The following is a 21433-nucleotide window of genomic DNA, read 5'->3' on the forward strand; positions in this document are numbered from 1 at the left end:
CGTGGCTACCTAGTAGCGCTTGATGGCGGGAAGTTCAGGGGCGGTCTTGATGACCGAACCTGCGGTTGCTTCCCAGGCCTTCTTGTAGGACCCGTCCTTGCCAAACGCCTCGAGCTGGTCGTTGATCCAGTTGCGGAATTCGGTGTCGTCCTTCTTCAGGCCAATGCCGTACGGCTCTTTGGTGAAGGTTTGATCCGACGCCAGCTTGAAGGCATCCGGTTCCTTGTCCACAAAGCCGGCCAGGATCACGTTGTCCGTGGTGATCGCTTCGACCTGCTTGTTGCGCAGCGGCTCAAGGCAGGCGGAGTAGGTGGCTGCCGGCACGAGCTCGGCCTTGTACTTGTCCACGATTGTCGCGGCAGGGGTAGAACCGGTGACGGAGCACACCTTCTTGCCTGCGACGTCCTCAGGCTTGGTGATGGACGTGTTGTCCTTGTTCACCATCAGCGCCTGGCCGGCCTCGTAGTACGGGCCCGCGAAGCTGACAACCTGCTTGCGCTTGTCATTGATCGTGTAGGTGGCGATGACAATATCCACCTTGCCCTGCTCGATGAAGGGTTCGCGGTTGGCTGAGACAGTCTCTGACCATTCGATCTTGTCCGCGGCGATGCCCAGCTTGGCTGCGATCAGCTTGCCCATCTCGACGTCGAAGCCTACCGGCTTGCCGTCCAGGCCCACCTGGCCGAAGAGCGGCTGGTCGTACTTTGTGCCGATCTTGATGGTGCCTGCGGCGGACAGCTTGGCCATGGTGGTGCCGGCGGCAAACGTCGGCTTGTCGGCAACAGTGGGATCGCTGGTGGTGCCGGGGGTGGTGCCGCCGCATGCGCTCAGGGACAACGCCAGGGCAGCAGTAGCCGCCACGAAGAACGACTTCCGGCGGGTCATAAATGCCTTCATGACATTCCTTTCATTGGTCGGCCGTGGGTCACGGCCTGGGTGCGAACTGGAGTGTGTGTTCGTTGATGGAAAATCAGTGGGTGAGCAGCTTGGACAGGAAGTCCTTCGCTCGGTCACTCTTCGGGTTGGTGAAGAATTCTTCCGGCTTGGCATCCTCCACGATCTGGCCATCCGCCATGAAAACCACACGGTCGGCGGCTTTCCGGGCGAAACCCATTTCGTGCGTGACCACAACCATGGTCATGCCTTCCTTGGCCAGCTGGATCATGACGTCAAGGACCTCGTTGATCATCTCGGGGTCCAGCGCAGAGGTGGGCTCATCAAAGAGCATGACCTTTGGTTTCATCGCCAGGGCGCGGGCGATGGCCACGCGTTGCTGCTGGCCGCCGGAGAGCTGCGCCGGGAGTTTGGGGGCCTGGTGCCCCACGCCCACGCGCTCCAGCAATGCCATGGCTTCCTTGTCCGCCTGGGCCTTGGCAACGCCTTTGACTTTGATGGGGCCAAGCGTCACGTTCTCAAGGATGGTCTTGTGCGCGAAGAGGTTGAAGGACTGAAAGACCATCCCGACGTCGGCGCGGAGCTGGGCCAGCTCCTTCCCCTCCTCCGGCAACACCTTTCCATCAATGCTGATGGTGCCGCCTTCGATGGTTTCCAGACGGTTGATGGCACGGCACAACGTGGACTTTCCTGAGCCTGACGGGCCAATGACCACCACCACTTCGCCCTTACGGACGTGGAGATTGATGTCCTTCAAAACGTGCAACTGACCGTAATGCTTATTCACACCATTCAGGGAGACGAGCGCATCGCCGGGCACATGAGTAGTCATAAAGAAGAATCTAGCGAACATTGGCTGGTTATGAGGTGAATCACGCCAAGTTCGCGCGGATCGTGATTCAAGAGATACCTGCCACAGGCACGCTGGCCTTGGCATTAGCCTTGGGGGATGAGCATCAACGCAGATCCGGCCAAAACTACCCAGCCGCGCCGTAAGGGGCCCCTTGAACTCCGTCGCAAGCAGGCGGCTGTGGAAATGTCCGACCAGCATTTGCTTGATACCAAAGGCGCAGGACAGTTCGTCCATTCGGACCCCTGGCGCGTCCTCCGGATCCAGAGCGAGTTCGTCGAGGGGTTCGGCGCGCTTGCCGATCTGGGGCCCGCCGTCAGTGTCTTCGGCTCGGCGCGCACCAAGCCCGGCAGCCCGTACTACGAAATGGGCATGGAAGTAGGCCGGAAGCTGGCAGCCGCGGGCGTGGCCGTCATTACCGGCGGCGGTCCGGGCTCCATGGAGGCCGCCAACCGCGGCACCGTGGAAGGCAACGGCGTCTCCGTCGGCCTGGGCATTGAATTGCCCTTCGAGCAGGGCCTGAACCAGTGGGTGGACCTCGGCATTAACTTCCGCTACTTCTTTGCCCGGAAGACCATGTTCGTCAAGTATGCCCAGGGCTTCATCGTTCTTCCCGGCGGGTTGGGAACGCTGGATGAACTCTTTGAAGCCATGGTCCTGGTCCAGACGCGGAAGGTGACCTCCTTCCCGATCGTGCTCCTCGGCGTCGACTTCTGGGGGCCGATGATCGAATGGATCAAGGGCACCCTCGTGGCCGAGGGAATGGTCTCCGCAAAGGACCTGGACCTCATCCAGGTGGTGGACGATCCCGCCGAAGCGGTGCAGCTGGTGCTGCACTGGACGCCCCCGGTTTCCACCAACGGCGAGCAACGGCCCGAATAGGGCGTCGGCCCATATCTGGCACGATGGGTGCTGTGAGTTTTTTCCTGGTCTACCTCGCCATCGTGCTGATCGCCGCCACCCTGTGGGCAGGCGCCGGTGGCCGCCGCGGCATTCTGCGCAGCCTCCGCCGGGGCAGTGAACCGGCCACAGGCTCCGAGGTCCCGGAGAATCCGATTCTCTACCGGGGGTTCGGGCAGCCGCCCGCCAACCTTCCGCCGGTGCTGCTGCCCGCGGACGCTGCACCTGGCGACGTCGACCGGGTCCGCTTCTCTCTCGGCCTGCGTGGATACCGGATGGATCAGGTGGACCAGGTCCTCGACGAACTGCGGGACCAAATCGCGGCCAAAGACGAAGAAATGGGCAGGCTCCGGGCACGGCTGCTGGAATCGGAACGGGCGGCGCGCCCGGAGGCCGGCGCTTGAGCACTGACACGGGGGACCGGACGGGCCCGACGGCGTTGATCACCGCATTCGGCGCCCGCGCCAGGTGGGCGGTCCAACGCTGGCCCTGGTGGCTGCAGGTTGCCTCCCTCTACGCCACTGCCCGGCTGGTCAGCGCCTGCATCTTTATGGCAGCAGCCCTGCACCAAGGGCCTAACCCGTGGTTTCCGGCCGGCCCTGACTACTGGAACTTCATCAATATCTGGGATGCGCGATGGTACGGCCGGATCATCACCGACGGTTATCCCTCACCGCTTCCAACGGATGCCGCCGGCAACGTGCAGGAAAATGCGTGGGCCTTCTATCCGCTCTTCCCGGCCCTGGGCCGTGCGCTCGCAGGCCTGACCGGAATCAGCCCTGCCGTGGCGCTTACGGTCGTCGCCATGCTGGCGGGGTTAGGTGCGGCGCTGGTTTTGTACTGTCTGTTCAGGCACAAGGCTTCGCACACTGCGGCGCTTTGGGGCGTGGCATTCTTCGCGACCTTTCCGGTGTCCGCCATTCTCCAGGTCCCGTACGCGGAGCCCCTGACTGTTTTCCTGCTGGCCACCGCCCTGCTGCTCGTCATCAGGCGTCATTATTTCGTTGCCATGCCGGTGGTCCTGCTGCTGTGCCTCTCCCGACCCGTGGGCGTTCCCTTTGCCGCCATGGTGGGGCTTCTCTTCCTTTGGCGACTGTTCGAACCGGGGCGCGGGGAGCGGCCGGGCACCCACAGCCTCGGGGAGTTGGCGTCCCTGGCGGGCCTAACCGTGGTGTGCGGTGCCTCGGCACTGCTGTGGCCGGCAGCGGCCTGGGCCGCCACCGGAGATATTGAGGCGTATACCAAAACCGAAACAGTGTGGCGCGGCCATGACCTGGTGCCCTTCAAGCCCTGGTTCGACGCCGGCGTCGACCTCTTTGGCCCCGTCCTGGGGATCGTGGCGCCATTCGTCTTTGCCGGCCTCTTTGCGCTCCTGCTGTTCTCCCCGCCGGTGGTCCGGCTTGGTGTGGAACTGCGCTTGTGGTGCGCCTGCTACATGGGCTACCTCCTGGTGTTCCTCCACCCCCAGACCAGTACTTTCCGGATGCTGCTCCCGCTGTTCCCGTTGGCCCTGGCTGCCGCGCTCTTGTCCCGGTCGAAGGCATACCGCGGCACGGTCCTGACAATGTTTGTCCTGCTCCAGATCGTGTGGATCGTCTGGCTGTGGGCATGGGCGCAGCTTCCGGGCGGCGGCGATTATCCGCCGTGATCGCGGGCGGCGCCTGGCCGGCAGATTGGGGAATCCGACGCGGCCGTAAATGTCCATCGATTAGCTACGTGCGGGTCATTACGGGATAATAGTAAGTAAGCAGGGACAAAAAGCATTCAGAAATGTTCAGCCATGGCGGCATCAGTACGGGCCGCCATAGCGGCTTGATTTGACCATGCGGACACAGCCCATCCGGGCTGATATGTCCTGGGACTAAATGGAGGGGAAATTCCTCATGGCGGCTATGAAACCACGCACCGGCGACGGCCCTATGGAAGTCACCAAAGAGGGCCGTAGCCTTATCATGCGCGTACCGCTCGAAGGCGGCGGACGGCTTGTGGTGGAACTGAACGCTGCGGAGGCGGCCAACCTTAAGGAATGCCTCGTCGGCGTGACTGAATAATCCCGTTCGGCGTTGCCGAATAATCCCGCAAGGCCAAGGTCCGCAGCCAACCCGCTGCGGACCTTGGCTTATTTGCTGTGGATCTACTTCTTAACCGCGACCAGCAGGCCGTCGCCCGTGGGAAGCATCGCGGACGCCAGACGGTCGTCGTCGCGGATTGCCTTGCCCACCTGGCGGAGCACCACCGTGTTGGACTCCCGGACAGCCGGATTGGCCACGCGGTCCTTGTCCAGTGCGTCATTGATGATGAGCAGCCCGCCGGCCTTCAGGAGCCGGACGGCCTGTTCCACGTAGCCGGGCAGACCGGGCTTGTCCGCATCAACAAACACCAGGTCATAAGCGGAGTCGGTCAGGCGCGGGAGGACATCACCGGCGCGGCCGGAAATGGTACGGGTGCGGTTGGCCGGACTGCCTGCCTCCGAAAAGGCTTCACGTGCCGCCTTCAGATGTTCGACGTCCACGTCGATGGTGGTCAGCACGGCCTGCGGTCCGAGCCCCCGCAGGATGCATACCCCCGAGACACCTGCGCCTGTGCCGATTTCGACGGCGGTCTGGGCCTTCGAGCCCGCAGCCAACACCGTCAGGACCGCACCAACACCTGCGCCGATGGGCGTCACGCCCAGTTCGAAAGAGCGCTCCCTGGCACGAAGCATAACCTCATCCTCTGCGGGCAGATCTTCTGCATAGGACCAGCTCGTGGATTTGTCGGCGCTCATGTGATTCGCTTTCTGGGCGGCAGGGGAGTGTTTAGTACAGCCTACTGTGTGAGGGGGTGCCAGCCGCGGAAGGGAATCGTTGTGCCTCTGGCTGAAGAACCGCCCCGGTCAGGAAATTCCCAGCCAACTTTGAAATGATGGATATCCGGTCATCCGAGAGGTGATCGGCGCCGAACAAGAGATGTCAACAGTATCCGGGCGATAGCAATCCACGATGGGAGTGGACGAATGTCAGCATCAGGTATGGCGCCTGTCCCTGCGACGCAAGATTCCGCCGCTGTATGGGTCAGGCCCACTTGGGAGGAAGTGGTGGCCAACCACTCCGCCAAGGTCTACCGGCTGGCTTACCGCCTGACGGGGAACAAGTTCGACGCCGAGGACCTCACCCAGGAGGTGTTCGTCCGCGTCTTCCGGTCGCTGGAGAATTTCAAGCCAGGGACACTGGATGGCTGGCTGCACCGCATCACCACCAACCTGTTCCTGGACCAGGCCCGCCGGAAAACCCGCATCCGGTTTGACGCGCTGGCCGATGACGCCGAATCCCGGATTCCCGGGCGTGAACCCGGACCGGAACAGAGCTTCGAACTGAACAACCTGGACCTCGATGTCCAGGCTGCCTTGGAGGAGCTGCCCCCGGACTTCCGCGCCGCCGTCGTGCTTTGCGACCTGGAAGGCCTGTCCTACGACGAAGTGGCCGCTGCACTCGGCGTCAAACTGGGTACCGTCCGTTCCCGTATCCACCGGGGCCGGACCATGCTGCGCGAAAAGCTGGCGCACCGCGATCCCAGGCCACAGCAAGGACGCACGCCGAAGCTTTCGCTGCCGCGCATCGCCAGCATCCTCTGATCGGCACCATGACGCCCCAGAACCCCTTCGGCCGCCGGCATCACCGCGGCGCCGACCACGTGCAAACCTGCGCAGAATGTGCAGCGGCGCTGAAGCGTGAACGCCAGTACATCGAGCGGCTCCGTGACGCGGCCGTGCCGCCTGCCAGCGAGGACCTGACGGCCCGGCTGCTGGTCAGGACGCAGCTGCTCGCGGCCGCGGCCGAGCCAGCCCCGAGCCCGTACCGGGCCGCGCGAGCCGTGGCACTTGCCGCCGGCGGGACAGCAGCAGCCGCTGGAGTTCTTGCCGTCAGCGCTTTTGCGCTGGCGGGGGACAGCCTGCCCGTCGCCCAATCCGCCATCAACGGGAGTCTGGTGCAGCATACGGCCCGGCTACCGGCCGACGGCAGGGAGATCAGTGCTCCGCAATTGTTGGCCCTGCGCTCTGAAGGCTGGGTCTGTCCGGAACTGGCGTCACTCGGCTTCCACGTCCGGAGCGCCAATGCCATAACGCTGAATGGGCGGCCGGCGGTGGAAATGCACCTGACCGATGGGCAACACTATGCCACTATCGTGGAACAGCATCCCGTGGACGCCGAGCAGCAGTCGGGCGAGGACACCCAGCAGAACTCCGAACAGATCGCCGGTCAGAACGAGGGGAAGCTGCTGGTCAGCAGCCAGGCGCCCTGGAGGGCCACCGTAGAGACCACGGCAGGAACTTTCATTGTTGAGTCCGACCTCCCGGCGGAGCAGGCTGATGACGCCGTTCCAGTGCTGCAGCGGCTCAGCGTCCTCGCCGTAGAAGGAATTAACGCGGGTGTCAGCACCGCGCCTGCCGACTCCCCGGTGACCGCAGCGGACGACTCTCCCGCCGCCCGGTTGGAGCGGGGAATCCGCAAACTCGGGGAGATGCTGGCTCCGTGATGCAGGCACTGTGCGACGCTGGCGGGCAGGAATCGTCAGCGGGGCTCCGGAGAGGGTAATCTTCCTAAAGTGTTTGGAATCAACGGCCCGGAGTTCTTCCTCCTGCTGATCATCGGCATCCTGGTGATCGGTCCCCAGCGCCTGCCCGAATACACCCAGAAACTTGCGAATCTCGTGAAGGAAGTCCGCCGGATGGCCTCCGGTGCGCGGGAGCAGATCAAGGAAGAAGTGGGCATCGACATCGACGATGTCGACTGGAAGAAATACGATCCCCGCCAGTATGATCCGCGGCGCATCATCAAGGAAGCCCTCCTGGACGACGACACCAAGTCCGTCAGTGCTGGAGCGCCGGCCGCGGTGGCTGCCGTCGCCGGTGCAGGGGCGGTTGCCACAGGCGGGGCGGCTTCCTCCCGTCCCGAACGTGTGGTTCAGTCACTGCCTCAGGGCGAACCCGCCCCGTTCGATACCGAAGCCACTTAGGCCACACTTAGGCCCCGTCGCCTCTGGTCGGCAACCGCTGCGTTATCGCGGCTGCAGCCCCAGTCTCATCCCCGTCAGGCCCCTGGGCCTGGCAGCAAGTTTTCCGGCAATTTCGGTCAAAGCAACGGCTGCCGGAGTTTCTGGCCGGCCAAGCACGATGGGCGTGCCGGCGTCGCCGCCTTCCCGCAGCAGGATGTCCAGCGGAATCTGTCCCAGGAGCGGCACATCGGTGCCCACCGTCGTCGTGAGCCGTTCGGCGAGGACCGCCCCCCCGCCGCTTCCGAACAGCTCCATCCGGCCGCCGTCGGGCATTTCCAGGTATGACATGTTCTCGATGACGCCGGCCACCGTCTGACCTGTCTGGGTGGCGATGGCACCGGCGCGCTCGGCGACGTCGGCAGCTGCGGCCTGGGGTGTGGTGACCACCAGGATCTCAGCCTTCGGCAGCAACTGGGCCACCGAAATCGCGATGTCACCGGTGCCGGGCGGCAGGTCGAGGAACAAGGCGTCGAGGTCGCCGAAGTAGACGTCCGTCAGGAACTGTTCCAGGGCCCGGTGGAGCATCGGCCCACGCCAGGCAACCGGCTGGTTTCCGGCGACGAACATACCGATGGAAATCACTTTTACGCCGTAGGCCACCGGGGGCAGGATCATGTCGTCCACCCGGGTGGGCGCCTGCGTGATGCCCATCAGGGCCGGAACCGAGAAGCCATGGACGTCGGCGTCCACAATGCCCACTCGGAGGCCCTGGGCGGCCAGGGCGCAGGCAAGGTTGACGGTCAGCGATGACTTGCCCACACCACCCTTTCCGCTTGCCACCGCGAACACCTTGGTCAGGGACCCCGGCTCGTTGAACGGAATCCCGCGCTGCCCGGAGGCGCCGCGGAGCTGTTCCTTCAGGGCGTCTCGCTGGGCCTGGTTCATCACTTTCAGTTCAACCTCGACGCCGGTCACGCCCGGAACTGCGGACAGCGCCTTCTCAGAGTCTGCGGTAATGGTCCCGCGCAGGGGGCAGCCCGCGATGGTCAGCAGGACAGCCAGCCTGACCTGGCCGTCCGCAGCGACATCCACGGACTCCACCATGCCCAGTTCCGTGATGGGACGGCGGAGCTCAGGATCGATCACGGTGGCCAGCGCAGCGTGGACTGCCTGCTCCAGGGAGGCGCTCATGCGGGCGGGGCTCAGCTTTCGGTGGTGGGGTTGTGCTTGGGGACGGCCGGATCCTGGATTGCGGGGTCGGTGGCGGCAGTGTCCTTGGTGACGGCGTCCTTGGCGGCGGTTTCCGTGGCGACATGGCTGGGTTTGACTTTGGGAATCTGCTGCGTGCGGGGGTTCCGCTGTTTGTCGCGCTTTTCCTTCAGCTTTTCCTTGACCTTCTCACGCGGGGACTCATGGCTGCCGGATCCGGCGGGATCGTGGGTCCGCAGTTCCTCCTGCGCTTCCAGCATGTCCTCGAGGAGTGTTCGCAGCTCCGCCCGGACGTAGTCGCGGGTGGCAACCTCGCGCAGCGCAATTCTCAGCGACGCCAGCTCCCGGGTGAGGTACTCGGTGTCGGCCAGGTTGCGTGCCGCCTGTTGGCGATCCTGCTGGAGGGAGACCCGGTCGCGGTCGTCCTGCCGGTTCTGGGCCAGCAGCAGCAGCGGGGCCGCGTAGGAGGCCTGCAGCGAAAGCATTAGTGTCAGGAGGGTGTAGCCCAGGAGGCGCGAATCGAACTGCCACTCCGCCGGTGCCCACGTGTTCCAGACCAGCCAGATGACGACGAAGACCGTCATGTAGACCAGGAACTGCGGCGTGCCCATAAACCGGGCGAACCCTTCCGTCGCATGGCCGAATGCATCCGGGTCGGGTGAGAACTTCGGCAGGATGCGCTGGCGGCCACTCAGGGGTGTGTCGAGTCCGCCCTTGGCCGCCGCCTTCTTATTGGGATGCTTGGGGGCGCCAGTGTCAGCCAATGCGGCCTCCCAGTTTTCTTATCGGGGCTTCGCCATCATAGGCGCGCCAGTCATCCGGCAACAGATGATCCAAAACGTCATCAACAGTCACCGCCCCCACGAGCCGGCCTGCGTCATTGACCACGGGAAGACAGTTCAGGTTGTAGGTAGCGAGGGTGCGCGCCACCTCGCTGATGTGGGCCTGGTCGGAGACCGGCTCAAGGTTCTTGTCCACGAGGTTGCCCAGGGGCTCCGGCGGCGGATAGCGGAGCAGTTGCTGGATGTGCACAACGCCCAGGAACCGTCCCGTGGGGGTTTCCAACGGCGGCCGGGTGATGAAAATGGACGAGGCGAGGGCGGGGGAGAGTTCCTCACGGCGGACGTGGGCCAGTGCCTCGGCGACAGTTGCCTCCGGGGGGAGGATCACCGGAACAGGCGTCATCAGGCCACCGGCGGTGTCCTCGTCGTATTCGAGGAGCCGCCTGACGTCCTCGGCGCCTTCGGGTTCCATGAGGCGGAGAAGCTCCTCCGCCTGTGCAGAGGGGAGCTCGGCGAGGAGGTCGGCGGCGTCGTCGGGGTCCATTTCCTCCAGGACGTCCGCCGCGCGTTCGACGTCGAGGGCGGAGAGGATCTCCACCTGGTCGTCTTCGGGCATTTCCTGCAGCACGTCGGCCAGGCGTTCGTCCTGGAGTTCGCTGGCCACTTCGAAGCGGCGTTTGTCGCTCATTTCCTGCAGGGCCTCGGCGAAGTCTGCGGGTTTGAGGTCCTCGTGGTTGGCCACGAACTGGGTGGCTGCCTGGGGTTCGGTGCGGGCACCTTGGAGGGCGTCGGCCCAGTCGATGATCATGGTCTCGTTCCGGCGCAGCCGGCTGAGCGGGGACAGGGAGTGGCCCCGGCGGACGAACAGCTTGCTCACGAACCAGTCGCGGGACCGGTGCTGGTCCATGGCGATGTCCTCGATGGTGGCGTCGCCGCTGCCGTCCCGGAGAGTGACGCGGCGGTCGAACATTTCCGCGACCACCAGCGTCTCCGCGCCGCGCTGTTCAAAGCGCCGGAGGTTAACCAGTCCCGTGCAGATGATCTGTGTCTGGTCGATGGAGGTAATGCGTGTCATCGGCACAAAGACGCGCTTTTTACCGGGAACTTCGACGACGATGCCCACCACGTGCGGGGCGCCGCGGCTGCCACGCGAGAGCACCACCACATCGCGCAACCTGCCCAAGCGGTCGCCCAAGGGGTCGAAGACGTCGAGACCCAGCAGGCGGGCCACGAAGACGCGCGAAAGATTTGTACTCACGTCTACAGGCTACCGAGTCTGCTCTCTTTTAGCTGAATTTACAGGCGGCATACATGCTGATGGGCAAGAATGGATGTATGTCAAACATTTTTGGTGCTCCCAAGGCCGGTGGCCCCAGTGGGCCCGACGACGCCCGCACGGTGCCCACCGGTGACACCGTAGGCTCGTACACCTCTTACTTGGATGCCCAGAAGGCGGTGGACTACCTCGCCGACCAGCAGTTCCCGGTCCAGATGGTTTCCATCGTGGGCAACGAACTTAAGATGGTTGAGCGGGTGACCGGCCGCCTCAGCTACCCTCGGGTGGCACTCTCCGGGGCGCTCAGCGGTATGTGGTTCGGCCTCTTCGTTGGCGTCATGCTTTCCTTCTTCGCACCGTCGCCCGGCTATTTCTCCATCCTGGCGTCTGTGCTGATGGGGGCTGCCTTCTTTATGCTGTTCGGCATCGTCACGTATGCCATGCAGCGTGGAAAGCGGGATTTCACCTCCACCAGCCAGGTGGTGGCCACCAGCTACGACGTTGTGGTGTCGGTGGAAGCTGCCCATGATGCGCGCCGGCTGCTCCAGCAACTGCCCATGACCCGCTCGGACGCAGCAGCCGCCGCCCCGTACAATCCCCAGGGCTACCAGAACCAGCAGTATGGCCAGACGGGTCAGCAGGGTCAGCAGCCCGGCCAGGAGGGCCAGCCGGGCAACCAGCCTGGTCCGGCACCCGCACGCCCTGCCACTTGGAATGACCCCTACGGACAGCAGGGTGCCGGTACTTCGGGCCAAGGGACAGCCCAAGGCGTGGGCCAGGCCGCCGGCCCGGACCAGGGAACGCAGCCGGAGGCAGCGGCCCAGCCGGAGGCAGCGGCCCAGCCGGCCAAGGCTCCCGCGGCCGCCGTCCGCTACCCGGACCTCCCTGACGGCCGGCCCCAGTACGGCGTCCGTGTCACAGATCAGGCCGCCACAGACCAGGCCACCACAGGCCAGACCGGCGCCGAACAGCCTGGCACCGAACAGACCGGCTCAGAACAGCCTGCCGCAGATCGGTCCCGGACGCAGTCCCAGCCTGACTCCACCAAGGACTCCGGCGAATCCACACCTTAGGCGGCGCCGCCGGAGGCCAGGTTTACCCAAGGCCCGAAGAACACGGCCCGCAACAAACAACTCCGCCCGGTACAGCAACTGCTGTACCGGGCGGAGTTGTTTGTGGTTCGAAGCTGTCTTACTTGACGCTGCCGGCTGTCAGGCCACCAACGAGGTACTTCTGGAACATGAAGTACAGCACCACCACAGGGACGGCACAAACCAGCGAAGCCGCCATCAACTGCGAATACACCGGGATCGCGCCACCCTCGACGGCCGACGCGAAGACCTGGAGCGCAACTGCGGCAGTGTGCGTGTCCGGCCGGGTGAACACCGACGCGAACAGCACGTCATTCCAGCCCAGCAGGAAGGCGAAAATAGCGGAAACGATGATTCCCGGCCAGCTGAGCGGAATGATGATCCGGAACAGGATCCCGAGGTTGGAAGCGCCATCGATGCGCGCCGCTTCCTCCAATTCCCTCGGCAGGCCGCGGAGGTACGTGACCATCACCCAGGTTGAGAACGGCAGCGCGAACGTCAGGTAGGCGATAAACAGGCCCCAGAGCGTGCCGATGACGGTCACGCCCAGGTAAGTGCCGGCGGAGGAGAAGAGCACAAAGACCGGCAGGAGCATCAGGGTGCCCGGGACGGACTGGAGACCCAGCAGCCCGCGCAGCACCGTCAGGCGCCCACGGAACTCAAACCGGACCAGCACGTAGGCCGTGCCGATGGCCATAATGGCCGAGACGACTGCTGTGGCGCCGGAAACGATCAGGCTGTTGCCGATGGCCTTCGCCAGCCCCACGGAATCCCAGATCTTGGTGTAGCTGTCCAAGGAGAAGCTGCTCGGCCAGAACTCGCCGCTGGCAACTCCCACATCCGTGTTCAGTGAGGCCAGGAAGATATACACGATCGGGATGAGGACCAGGGCGCAGAGCAGGACTGTGAGGGTGGCCAGCAGCGGCCGCGGCATCAGGCGTGTGACCTCCAGGGCCGCGTCACGCCGGATGGGCTGCTTCTTCTGCTGCTCGATCGGGTTTGCCGCGTCGATGGTCATTTCTTTCCTCCTTCGTGCACATCAAGCCGGACTGCGCGCAGGTAGATGAAGAGCGGAATGGCGATCAGGATCAGCGAAACGACCGCCATCGCGGCGCTGAGGCCAAACCGGAAGCTCTGGAAGCTGGTGACGTATACCAGGATCGGCAGCACATTCACATCGGACGGTGCCGGCGCACCAAACAGGACATAGGGCAGAGTGAAGTTGTTGATGTGGTTCAACGTGGCAAGCAGGAAGGCCAGCGAAACCGGTCCCTTCAGGTAAGGGAAGATCACGTACCGCAGCTTGTTCCACCACAGTGCCCCGTCCAGGGCCGACGCCTCGTGGACCTCGTGGTCCACAGCTTGCAGACCGGACAGTGCCAGCAAGTAGATGAACGGCCAGGCCGCCCAGATTTCCACCCACACCAGTGTCCAGTACGCGTTGGGGCCGTTAAGCCACAGTCCGCCGTCCATTCCCATGTTGGTCAGGGTCACGTTGACGATGCCATCTGGCTGCAGCATGGTCCGCCACACGCTGGCCACAACAAACGACGGCAGGACATAGGGGATCAGGAAGATGGAGCGGACCACAGCACGGCCACGGTAAGCGTTCTGGGTGACGACGGCGGCAGCCACGCCCAGCGGGATGGTCACCACCGTGGAGATCACCGCGAAGGAAACAGAAAGCCAGATGGAGCGGAGCAACTCGCTGCTGAGCGCCGCCTCAATGTAGTTCTGGATGCCGATGAATTCGGCGCTGACCCATTGGCGAAGGGTGTACTGATCCAGATCGATCAGCGACATCCAGATGCCCATTGCCAGGGGGACCAGGATGACGATCGTCATCAGCAGCCCGCCCGGAATCAGGAGCCACAGGGGCCGGTTCTTCTCGCTGAGTCCCTTGCGGCGCTTCCCAGGGGGTGTGGTTTCGCCGGGTTCGGCGGCCGCCCCGGCCGCCGGACTGCTGTCCGACGGCCGGGGCTCGGTAACGCTGCTAGCCATTTTCCGTAACCTTCCGCAGTTGGTGGGTCGGTCTTACTTCTTGGCCCGGTCCAGTGCGGTCTGCGATTTGGCCTGTTCGTCCTTGAGTCGCTGGGACAGGTTGGAGTCGCTGACTGCACCGGAGGAAAGATCCGGAATGGACTGGACAACTACGTTGGTCAGTGACAGTTGGACATCGCCCCACGCACCGCTGAACGGCGTCGCGACGGATTTGGCTCCCGACTCAAGGGCCGGCGCAATCACTTCGTTGGTTGCAAGTTCCTTCGCGGCTTCCTGGTTGGCGGGAAGCTGGCCGAAGACCTTGAAGTAGTTGAGCTGGACATCCTTGTCGGTGATCATCTTGATGAACGCGAAGGCGAGGTCCTTCTGCTTCGAGTAGTCAGCGACCACGAGGTTGTCACCGGAGAGGATGCTCGTGGCAGGCTTGCCGGCCGAAGGATTGGAGGTTTCGCCCGGGGGAACGGTGGGCATCAGGGCGTACTTGTACTTGCCCTTGACAGCGGATGCATCCAGGGCGGGAATGGACAGCGGCGACGTCATGGGGAAGTACGCTGCCTTGCCGGCTGCGAAGGCAGCCAACGCCTGCGGGTTGGCCCAGCCAACGGAAGAGGGGTCAACCACCTTGTCCGTGGTTACCCAACCGAAGTAGGTCTCGTAGGCCTTCTTGGTGATCGGGTCATCGAGACGGACCTCGGTTCCGTCAATGATGGGATTACCGGCCTGGATGGACATGCCCCAGATGTACTTCCAGGGGTCGAAGTTGTCCTTGTAGGCGACGGCGACACCGTACTGGTCGCCCGTGGTGAGCTTCTTGGCGTGCTCGGTGAATTCATCCCAGGTGGTGGCAGGCTTTTCGATGCCGGCAGCTGCCAGCAGCTCGGTGTTGTAGGCCATCACGAACGGCCTGCTCACGAACGGGATACCGATCTGGTTGGCTTCGTCCGGCCCGGAGATGCCCAGGGCTGCGGGAACGAACTTGTCTTTGCCGCCGAGCTGGTTCCATTCGTTGTCGCCCAGCTTGACGAACGCCCCGGTGGAGTAGGCGGTGGGGGTGAACGTGGTGCCGAGCCCGTAGACGTCCGGTCCCTGGCCCGAGACCACTGACGTCTGGATCCGGGTCATCTCGTCATTAGCGGTGGCGAAGGTCTCCCACTGGATGTCGGCGCCGGTTTCGGCCTTGAACTTGGTGCTCATTTCCTTGAACCAGGCCTGCTGTTCCTGGGGATACTGCGCGGTGACGTTCATCAGGACGTTGAGCGTTTTTCCAGTGCCGTCCACTTTGCCGCCCGTGGCGCCAGAGGTGGTGCCGCCTGACCCGCCCGAGCCGCCGCAGGCGGCAAGCATCAGGACAGAAATGGCCGCAGCGGCGATGGTGCCAATGCGACGTGGTTTGGACATACCCATGAGACTTCTCCTTTGAAGACATACATTGCGGCAGAGACCCGAGACTAAAACTCAGTCTACGATTTCTTTCTCCGCGGCTAGCGTAATCATCAACGCCAACTTTTGGCAAGCGATTGCCAAAAACTGTTATGAGAGCTTCACCAAGGGGTGTGACCGTCCAGCGCATCCCTGCGGGGATGCGCTGGACGTACGTTCTCTAGCGGTTAGCGCCGCTTGGCAACCCGCCGTCCAGCTCCTGGTAGATGCCTGCCATCCAGGACTGGATGTCGTCGGCTTTGCGGGGCAGTGCGGCGCTGAGGTTCACCGGACCATCGGCGGTCATCAGGATGTCGTCCTCGATCCGCACTCCGATGCCGCGGTACTCCGCGGGGATGGCCAGGTCCTCGTTCTTGAAATACAGGCCGGGTTCGATGGTGAAGACCATGCCCGCCGTGAGGATGCCGTCAAGGTAAAGTTCGCGTTTCGCCTGTGCGCAGTCATGGACATCCAGGCCAAGGTGGTGGCTGGTGCCGTGCGGCATCCAGCGGCGGTGCTGCTGGCCTTCCTGGCTGACGGCTTCCTCGACACTCACAGGGAGCAGCCCCCACTCGGCCAGACGTTCCGCCAATACGGTGGTGGCAGCAGTGTGGATGTCACGGAACTTGGCACCTGGCTGGGCTGCGGCGAATCCGGCGTCGGCAGCATCCAGGACTGCCTCGTAGACCTTGCGCTGGACTGCGGTGAACGTGCCGTTGACAGGCAGGGTCCGGGTGACGTCGGCGGTGTAGAGCGAGTCCGCTTCAACGCCGGCGTCCAGCAGCAGCAGTTCGCCGGCGTTGATCCTGCCGGTGTTCCGCGTCCAGTGCAGGACTGTGGCGTTGTTGCCGGCGGCGGCGATGGTGTCGTAGCCCAGTTCGTTGCCTACCTCGCGGGCGCGGGCAAAGAACGCGCCTTCCACCACGCGCTCGCCGCGGGCATGGGTCAGGGCGCGGGGCAGGGCCTTGACTACCTCCACGAAGCCCTCGACAGTCGCAGCTACTGCAGTCATCATCTGTTCGATTTCCCACTCATCCTTTAGGAGGCGGAGTTCAGACAGCGCTTCGGAAAGCTTTTCATCCAGTGCATCCAGGACAGCCAGGTCCAGGTTGTCCGGGTCCTTGGCAGTGTTGTACCGGGCAGTATCCACCAGGGCGTCGATGTTCTCGTCCACCTTGCGCACCAGCCGGATGGAGATGCCGCCGATCTCCGGGGCACCCACGTTCTTGGTGATCGCCGATTCAAGTCCATCGATGTGGACGGTGGCCAGGCCCAGGCGCGCTTCGAACTCGGCCAGGGTGGGCCGTGCACCGATCCAGAACTCGCCGGAACGGGAGTCAGCGTAGAACTGTTCTGTATCCCGGCCGACCAGCGGACGGAAGTACAGCGTGGCACGGTGGTGACTGCCGCCGTCGCCCTTTCCTTCACCGGCCGGTTCCAGAATGAGCACGGCGTCCGGCTCATGATCCAGGCCCAGTCCGGTGAGATGCGCGAAGCCGGAATGCGGACGGAACCGGTAGTCGCAGTCGTTGGAGCGGACCTTCAGCGGACCGGCGGGGATGACCAGGCGTTCGCCTTTGAACTTCTCTGAGATGGCCTTGCGCCGGGCCGCGGCGTAGTTGGCCACGGCGTCGAGCGCCGGCAGGTGCTGCCCGGACGGCGCCCAGTTACTGGCCATAAAGGCCTTGAAAGCAGCGGAACTGGGCCGCTGAGAGCGGTTGTTGACGCGCTCGTCGAGGGGCTGGGAGACAGAGGTCGGGGTGTTTTCGGCATCGTTCACGGCACCATCGTCTCACCAGCACCGAGCCGGGGGCCAATACCGGCGCGGACGCGGTCAACTAGGCTGGGCAAGTGAGGATTGACCTGCATGCCCACTCGAACGTTTCGGACGGCACCGAAACACCCGCCGACGTGATGGCTTCGGCTGCCCGGGCGGGCCTGGACGTGGTGGCACTAACCGATCACGACTCCACGGACGGCTGGGCCGAAGCATCCCTCGCGGCGCTGGAAAACGGGGTGGCCCTGGTCCCCGGCATGGAGGTCTCCTGCCGGACCGCGCAAGGCATCAGTGTGCATCTGCTGAGTTACCTGCACGATCCTGCCCACCCTGGGCTGCTTGAAGAGATCACCAAGGCTAAGGACGCGCGCCTCACGCGGGCCGAACGCATGGTGACCCTGCTCGCCGAAGACTACCCGCTGACGTGGGACGACGTCATCCACCATGTGGCTCCCGGGGCTACCCTGGGCCGGCCGCACATCGCTGATGCCCTGGTGGCGGCCGGTGTGGTGGCAGACCGCTCGGAGGCGTTCACGTCCATCCTGACGTCCCATTCGCGCTACTTTGTCCAGCACTACGCACCCGACCCCGCCACCGCCGTCGAACTGGTCTGTGCCGCTGGTGGTGTTCCCGTGTTCGCGCATCCCGTGGCGTCCGGCCGGGGCCGGATCGTGGGGGAGCGCACCTACCGCGACATGATCGACGCCGGCCTGGCGGGCCTGGAGATCGACCACCGCGACAACCCCGAGGAGGGGCGGGAATTCCTCAGGGGCCTGGCATCCAAGCACGGACTGCTGATCACGGGCTCTTCGGATTACCACGGAACGGGCAAGCCGAACCTGCTCGGAGAAAACATGACCACTGCGGACGTGCTGGCACGGATCGAGGAACTCGGCACGGGAACCGCCGTGGTGCGTGCGGGATAGTAGTTATTACGATGTATTGACTAATCGTCAACGCTGAGTACCCTAGCGCTTACTGGGGAGAAGCGCATGCCGCGCTATCGAAGGTCTCGTCGTCATGCACCATCCATCACGGTAGACGGAGAGAAATCATGTTTAGAAAGTCACTCGCCGCGGCCGGCCTTGCCGCCGCTTTTATGTTTGTTCCCACAGCCGCCAATGCGCTGGACTGTACCAACGTCAGCCGCCCGCCTGCGGCGTGCGGCTCGAACTGCACCGAAGGCCCCGTGTTTACCGGAAACTGGGCCTGGCTCCCGAGCGTCTTCCCTGGCGCGCCCGAAGCCTGGGTATTTGTCCCGCCGGGATCGCTCAAGGAGCTAGACTCCAAAGCACCCATCGGCCAGAAAGGCAACTTCCAGAATGGCGAGGGCTATGCCCTGTTAGTCAACGCCATCTGCGATTCCCAGGGATCGGTGCTCGTGCATCGGCAGACCGACCATGGCATCCAGTTGATGGAAGGCTGCCTGGGAGGCCACTGACACAAGTAGGTCGCAGCAGGTGTCGTTTTGGAGGCTCAGAACGACACCTGCTGCTACTTAGACTGGGGGGAACGAGGTGAACTCGGCCTTGGCACCCAACCGCTTGGCCATCACGTCGATGGCCGGCTGGTTCTGGTCCACACACACGAACTTCCGGTCCAGTTTGGCCGCCACGGCGCCCAGGGTTCCGGAACCGGCGAAGAAGTCCAGGCACCAGTCACCGGGCCGGCTTGACGCCGACACCACACGGCGGATGAGGCCCTCGGGCTTCTGCGTGGGGTAGCCGGTTTTTTCCTTGCCTGTGGGGGAGACGATGGTGTGCCACCAGACGTCGGTGGGCAGCTTCCCGAGCTCCCGCTTCGCCGGTGTCACCAGGCCCGGCGCCATGTACGGCTCGCGGTCCACCTCGGCGTTGTCGAAGTGGTATTTCGCCGGGTTCTTGACGTACACGAGGATATTGTCGTGCTTGGTGGGCCAGCGGTACTTGGCGCGGGCACCGTAGTCGTAGGCCCAGATGATCTCATTGAGGAAGCATTCCCGGCCGAAGATCGCGTCAAGCATCACCTTGGCGTAATGGACCTCCCGGTAATCCAGGTGGAGGTACAGCGTGCCGTCGTCAGCCAGCAGCCGCCAGGCCTCCACGAGCCGGGGTTCCAGGAATGACCAGTAGTCACTGAAGGCGTCATCGTACCGGTGCAGGGCGCCCTTGATGGTGTCGTAGGAACGCCCCTTGAAGCCCACGCGGTCGCCGTCACCGTCGGTGTTCAGCACCATCCGGGTTTCCTGGCGCTTCTGGACCCTGCCGGTGTTGAACGGCGGGTCAACGTATATCAAGGTGAAGGCGCCGTCCGGCAGCGAGGGGAGGAACTCCGCGTTGTCCGCGTGAACCACCAGGTTGCTGCCGTCCGGCGCCCAGACGGTGTCAGTCATCGAGGCTGTTATGCCTCGGTGCTGCGCTGCTGCGGGCCGTTGTCGGCACCGGCCACCACTTCGCCGTTGCGGCGGCGGGTGCGGGTCCGGCTGCGGCGGGCACGGGGGTCCACTTCGCCTTCGGCCGGAGCCGCAGCAACCGGTTCGGGGGCAGGGCTGGTGCCGGCGGTCGCCGCATCAGAGGTACGACGACGGCGGTCACCGGAGCGTCCGCCGGGCTCGCTGGTGCGGCGGCTGCTGCTGTCGCGAGCACCGGAGCGGCCGGCGTCGCGGCTGTTGTCGCGCCCGCCATCACGGGCGCCGCTGGGACGGGTGTTCTTTTTGCCGGTCTCGCCCAGGTCCTCGAGGACCTCGGCGTCGACGCCGGCCAGCACGCGCTTGTTGCGGGGCAGGCGGCCCTTGGTGCCTTCCGGGATGTCCAGCTCTTCGTACAGGTGCGGCGACGAGGAGTACGTTTCCACGGGCTCCGGAACGCTGAGTCCCAGGGCCTTGTTGATCAGGCCCCAGCGCGGCATGTCGTCCCAGTCAACGAAGGTCACTGCTGTGCCCTTGTTGCCGGCGCGGCCGGTGCGGCCCACCCGGTGCAGGTAGATCTTTTCGTCTTCAACGCACTGGTAGTTGATGACGTGCGTGACGTCGTCGACGTCGATGCCGCGGGCGGCGACGTCAGTGGCCACCAGGACGTCCACCTTGTTGTTGCGGAAGGCACGGAGCGCCTGCTCGCGGGCGCCCTGGCCCAGGTCACCGTGGATGGCGGCGGCGGCGAAGCCGCGGTCCACGAGCTCCTCGGCAACCTTCGCGGCGGTGCGCTTGGTTTTGGTGAAAATGATGGTCCGGCCGCGGCCGCGTGCCTGCAGGATGCGGGCAACGACCTCGATCTTGTCCATGCTGTGCGCACGGTAGATGAGCTGACGGATGTCGCGCTTGGTGAGGCCCTCGTCGTCCGGATCAGCGGCCCGGATGTGGGTGGGCTGCGTCATGTAGCGGCGGGCCATGGCGATGACCGGGCCGGGCATGGTGGCAGAGAACAGCAGGGTCTGGCGGACTGCAGGGGTACCGGCGATGAGGGTTTCCACGTCCGGCAGGAAGCCGAGGTCCAGCATTTCGTCGGCCTCGTCAAGGATGACCATCTTGACGTTCTTCAGGACCAGGTGCTTCTGCTTGTAGAGGTCGATGAGGCGGCCGGGAGTACCGACAACTACCTCGACGCCGTTCTGCAGGGCCTCCACCTGGGGCTCGTAGGCACGGCCGCCGTAGATGGTGGTGATACGGGCGTTCCGCTTGCGGGAAGCGTTCTGGAGATCATTGGCCACCTGGACGGCCAGCTCGCGCGTGGGCACGATAACCAGGGCCTGCGGTGCACCCGGAACGGCGAGCTTGTCGTAGCCGGCGTCGTCCGGACCCACCACGCGCTGCAGCGCGGGAATGCCGAAGCCGAGGGTCTTGCCGGTGCCGGTCTTGGCCTGCCCGATGATGTCGTGGCCCGAAAGCGCCACCGGCAGGGTCATGGCCTGGATGGGGAAGGGGTGGGTGATCCCGGCGTCGGCGAGGGACTCCACGATGTCGGCGCGGACGTTGTAGTCAGCGAAGGATTTCTCCTCGATCTCGTGCGGCTTCTCGTCCGAGATGATGGTTTCTTCAGGTTCGATCGTCTCGATGCCGGAGTCGTCAGTCAGGATCTGGTGGGTATGCAATTCACTCACAGGGGAGTTTCCTTATTCATTCGGGCATTGGCGCTGCCTGCTCAACGGGCCGGCCAAAGTGGCCGTTCCGGAGCACGCTCGAAGCGCGCAAGCAAATCCAGTGGAAGCCGATCGCGGGCTATCAAAATGCTGGCACTGGTGACCAACGGGTGCATCTCAAGATCGCGTAGGGGCGGGCTTGTTGAA

The 21433-nt window shown here is 64.2% G+C and carries 22 protein-coding genes; 10 read left to right on the plus strand and 12 right to left on the minus strand.

The features are described 5' to 3' along the window. Positions 1–9: 9 nt before the first annotated feature. Together NG698_RS07030 and NG698_RS07035 are read right to left on the minus strand one after the other, a co-directional pair. A complete protein-coding gene (locus NG698_RS07030) occupies positions 10–897 on the minus strand; it encodes a glutamate ABC transporter substrate-binding protein (RefSeq protein ID WP_252598303.1) in 888 nt (295 codons plus the stop codon). 73 nt (positions 898–970) lie between these two features. Beyond that, positions 971–1726, minus strand: a complete 756-nt coding sequence (locus NG698_RS07035) for an amino acid ABC transporter ATP-binding protein (RefSeq protein WP_104062136.1) — start codon at positions 1724–1726, stop codon at positions 971–973. Between the two features lie 117 nt (positions 1727–1843). On the opposite strand from NG698_RS07035, the gene NG698_RS07040 reads away from it, so the two are divergent. The 4 genes from NG698_RS07040 (at position 1844) to NG698_RS07055 (ending at position 4695) form a co-directional block, all read left to right on the plus strand. Beyond that, entirely contained in the window at positions 1844–2626 is a 783-nt protein-coding gene (locus NG698_RS07040) for an LOG family protein (protein ID WP_252598302.1), read from the plus strand. Between the two features lie 23 nt (positions 2627–2649). Beyond that, on the plus strand, positions 2650–3048 hold the full coding sequence (locus tag NG698_RS07045) for a DivIVA domain-containing protein (protein WP_252598301.1): 399 nt from the start codon (positions 2650–2652) through the stop codon (positions 3046–3048). A gap of 35 nt (positions 3049–3083) precedes the next feature. Then, complete coding sequence (locus NG698_RS07050) at positions 3084–4292, plus strand: putative hexosyltransferase (RefSeq protein ID WP_252609085.1); 1209 nt, start codon at positions 3084–3086, stop codon at positions 4290–4292. A 235-nt stretch (positions 4293–4527) separates the two neighbouring features. Further along, positions 4528–4695 (plus strand): DUF3117 domain-containing protein, encoded by a 168-nt coding sequence (locus tag NG698_RS07055; protein ID WP_009357720.1) that lies wholly within the window; start codon positions 4528–4530, stop codon positions 4693–4695. Positions 4696–4778: 83 nt separating this feature from the next. Here NG698_RS07055 and NG698_RS07060 read toward each other — a convergent pair whose 3' ends face one another. Further along, positions 4779–5411, minus strand: a complete 633-nt coding sequence (locus NG698_RS07060; protein WP_056343985.1) for an O-methyltransferase — start codon at positions 5409–5411, stop codon at positions 4779–4781. Between the two features lie 228 nt (positions 5412–5639). Between NG698_RS07060 and sigE the strand changes: the two genes are divergently transcribed. From sigE to NG698_RS07075, 3 genes are all read left to right on the plus strand, one after another. After that, positions 5640–6257: an RNA polymerase sigma factor SigE gene (sigE, locus tag NG698_RS07065; protein WP_252598300.1), complete on the plus strand. Its 618-nt coding sequence runs from the start codon at positions 5640–5642 to the stop codon at positions 6255–6257. 8 nt (positions 6258–6265) lie between these two features. Beyond that, complete coding sequence (locus NG698_RS07070; protein WP_252598299.1) at positions 6266–7159, plus strand: anti-sigma factor; 894 nt, start codon at positions 6266–6268, stop codon at positions 7157–7159. Positions 7160–7228: 69 nt separating this feature from the next. Further along, a complete protein-coding gene (locus NG698_RS07075) occupies positions 7229–7639 on the plus strand; it encodes a twin-arginine translocase TatA/TatE family subunit (protein WP_252598298.1) in 411 nt (136 codons plus the stop codon). A gap of 42 nt (positions 7640–7681) precedes the next feature. Here NG698_RS07075 and NG698_RS07080 read toward each other — a convergent pair whose 3' ends face one another. Genes NG698_RS07080 through NG698_RS07090 form a run of 3 tightly spaced genes read right to left on the minus strand, consistent with a single transcriptional unit; the run spans position 7682 to position 10867 of the window. After that, positions 7682–8809 carry an Mrp/NBP35 family ATP-binding protein gene (locus NG698_RS07080; RefSeq protein WP_252598297.1) on the minus strand — a complete coding sequence of 376 codons (1128 nt, stop codon included), beginning with the start codon at positions 8807–8809 and terminating at the stop codon, positions 7682–7684. A gap of 11 nt (positions 8810–8820) precedes the next feature. Next, positions 8821–9591, minus strand: a complete 771-nt coding sequence (locus NG698_RS07085; RefSeq protein WP_252598296.1) for a DUF1003 domain-containing protein — start codon at positions 9589–9591, stop codon at positions 8821–8823. Next, a complete protein-coding gene (locus NG698_RS07090; RefSeq protein ID WP_056343970.1) occupies positions 9584–10867 on the minus strand; it encodes a magnesium transporter MgtE N-terminal domain-containing protein in 1284 nt (427 codons plus the stop codon). The genes NG698_RS07085 and NG698_RS07090 overlap by 8 nt, the downstream gene beginning before the upstream one ends. Positions 10868–10944: 77 nt before the next feature. Here NG698_RS07090 and NG698_RS07095 point away from each other — a divergent pair, with 77 nt between their 5' ends. Continuing rightward, positions 10945–11958 (plus strand): YflT domain-containing protein, encoded by a 1014-nt coding sequence (locus tag NG698_RS07095; RefSeq protein WP_252608999.1) that lies wholly within the window; start codon positions 10945–10947, stop codon positions 11956–11958. Between the two features lie 118 nt (positions 11959–12076). Here the strand turns inward: NG698_RS07095 and NG698_RS07100 are convergent, their stop codons facing one another. The 4 genes from NG698_RS07100 to NG698_RS07115 all read right to left on the minus strand — a co-directional run bounded on the left by NG698_RS07100 (position 12077) and on the right by NG698_RS07115 (position 17176). Further along, positions 12077–12910 carry a carbohydrate ABC transporter permease gene (locus NG698_RS07100; RefSeq protein WP_252567658.1) on the minus strand — a complete coding sequence of 278 codons (834 nt, stop codon included), beginning with the start codon at positions 12908–12910 and terminating at the stop codon, positions 12077–12079. 80 nt (positions 12911–12990) lie between these two features. Then, positions 12991–13977: a carbohydrate ABC transporter permease gene (locus tag NG698_RS07105; protein WP_252598294.1), complete on the minus strand. Its 987-nt coding sequence runs from the start codon at positions 13975–13977 to the stop codon at positions 12991–12993. A gap of 33 nt (positions 13978–14010) precedes the next feature. Next, a complete protein-coding gene (locus NG698_RS07110; RefSeq protein ID WP_252598293.1) occupies positions 14011–15375 on the minus strand; it encodes an ABC transporter substrate-binding protein in 1365 nt (454 codons plus the stop codon). Between the two features lie 202 nt (positions 15376–15577). Then, positions 15578–17176, minus strand: coding sequence for an aminopeptidase P family protein (locus NG698_RS07115; protein ID WP_252609001.1), 1599 nt, complete (start codon positions 17174–17176; stop codon positions 15578–15580). A 71-nt stretch (positions 17177–17247) separates the two neighbouring features. Here NG698_RS07115 and NG698_RS07120 point away from each other — a divergent pair, with 71 nt between their 5' ends. Further along, complete coding sequence (locus tag NG698_RS07120) at positions 17248–18099, plus strand: PHP domain-containing protein (protein WP_252598291.1); 852 nt, start codon at positions 17248–17250, stop codon at positions 18097–18099. 128 nt (positions 18100–18227) lie between these two features. Further along, a complete protein-coding gene (locus tag NG698_RS07125) occupies positions 18228–18614 on the plus strand; it encodes a hypothetical protein (RefSeq protein WP_252598290.1) in 387 nt (128 codons plus the stop codon). Positions 18615–18671: 57 nt separating this feature from the next. Here the strand turns inward: NG698_RS07125 and NG698_RS07130 are convergent, their stop codons facing one another. Together NG698_RS07130 and NG698_RS07135 are read right to left on the minus strand one after the other, a co-directional pair. Continuing rightward, the gene (locus NG698_RS07130) at positions 18672–19544 is read right to left on the minus strand and encodes a DNA-methyltransferase (protein ID WP_252598289.1); all 873 of its coding nucleotides are present in this window, start codon (positions 19542–19544) and stop codon (positions 18672–18674) included. A gap of 8 nt (positions 19545–19552) precedes the next feature. Beyond that, positions 19553–21247: a DEAD/DEAH box helicase gene (locus NG698_RS07135; RefSeq protein ID WP_252598288.1), complete on the minus strand. Its 1695-nt coding sequence runs from the start codon at positions 21245–21247 to the stop codon at positions 19553–19555. Positions 21248–21433: the final 186 nt, after the last annotated feature.

Origin of the sequence: Pseudarthrobacter raffinosi (assembly GCF_023913735.1) — a bacterium.
Classification (GTDB): domain Bacteria; phylum Actinomycetota; class Actinomycetes; order Actinomycetales; family Micrococcaceae; genus Arthrobacter; species Arthrobacter raffinosi.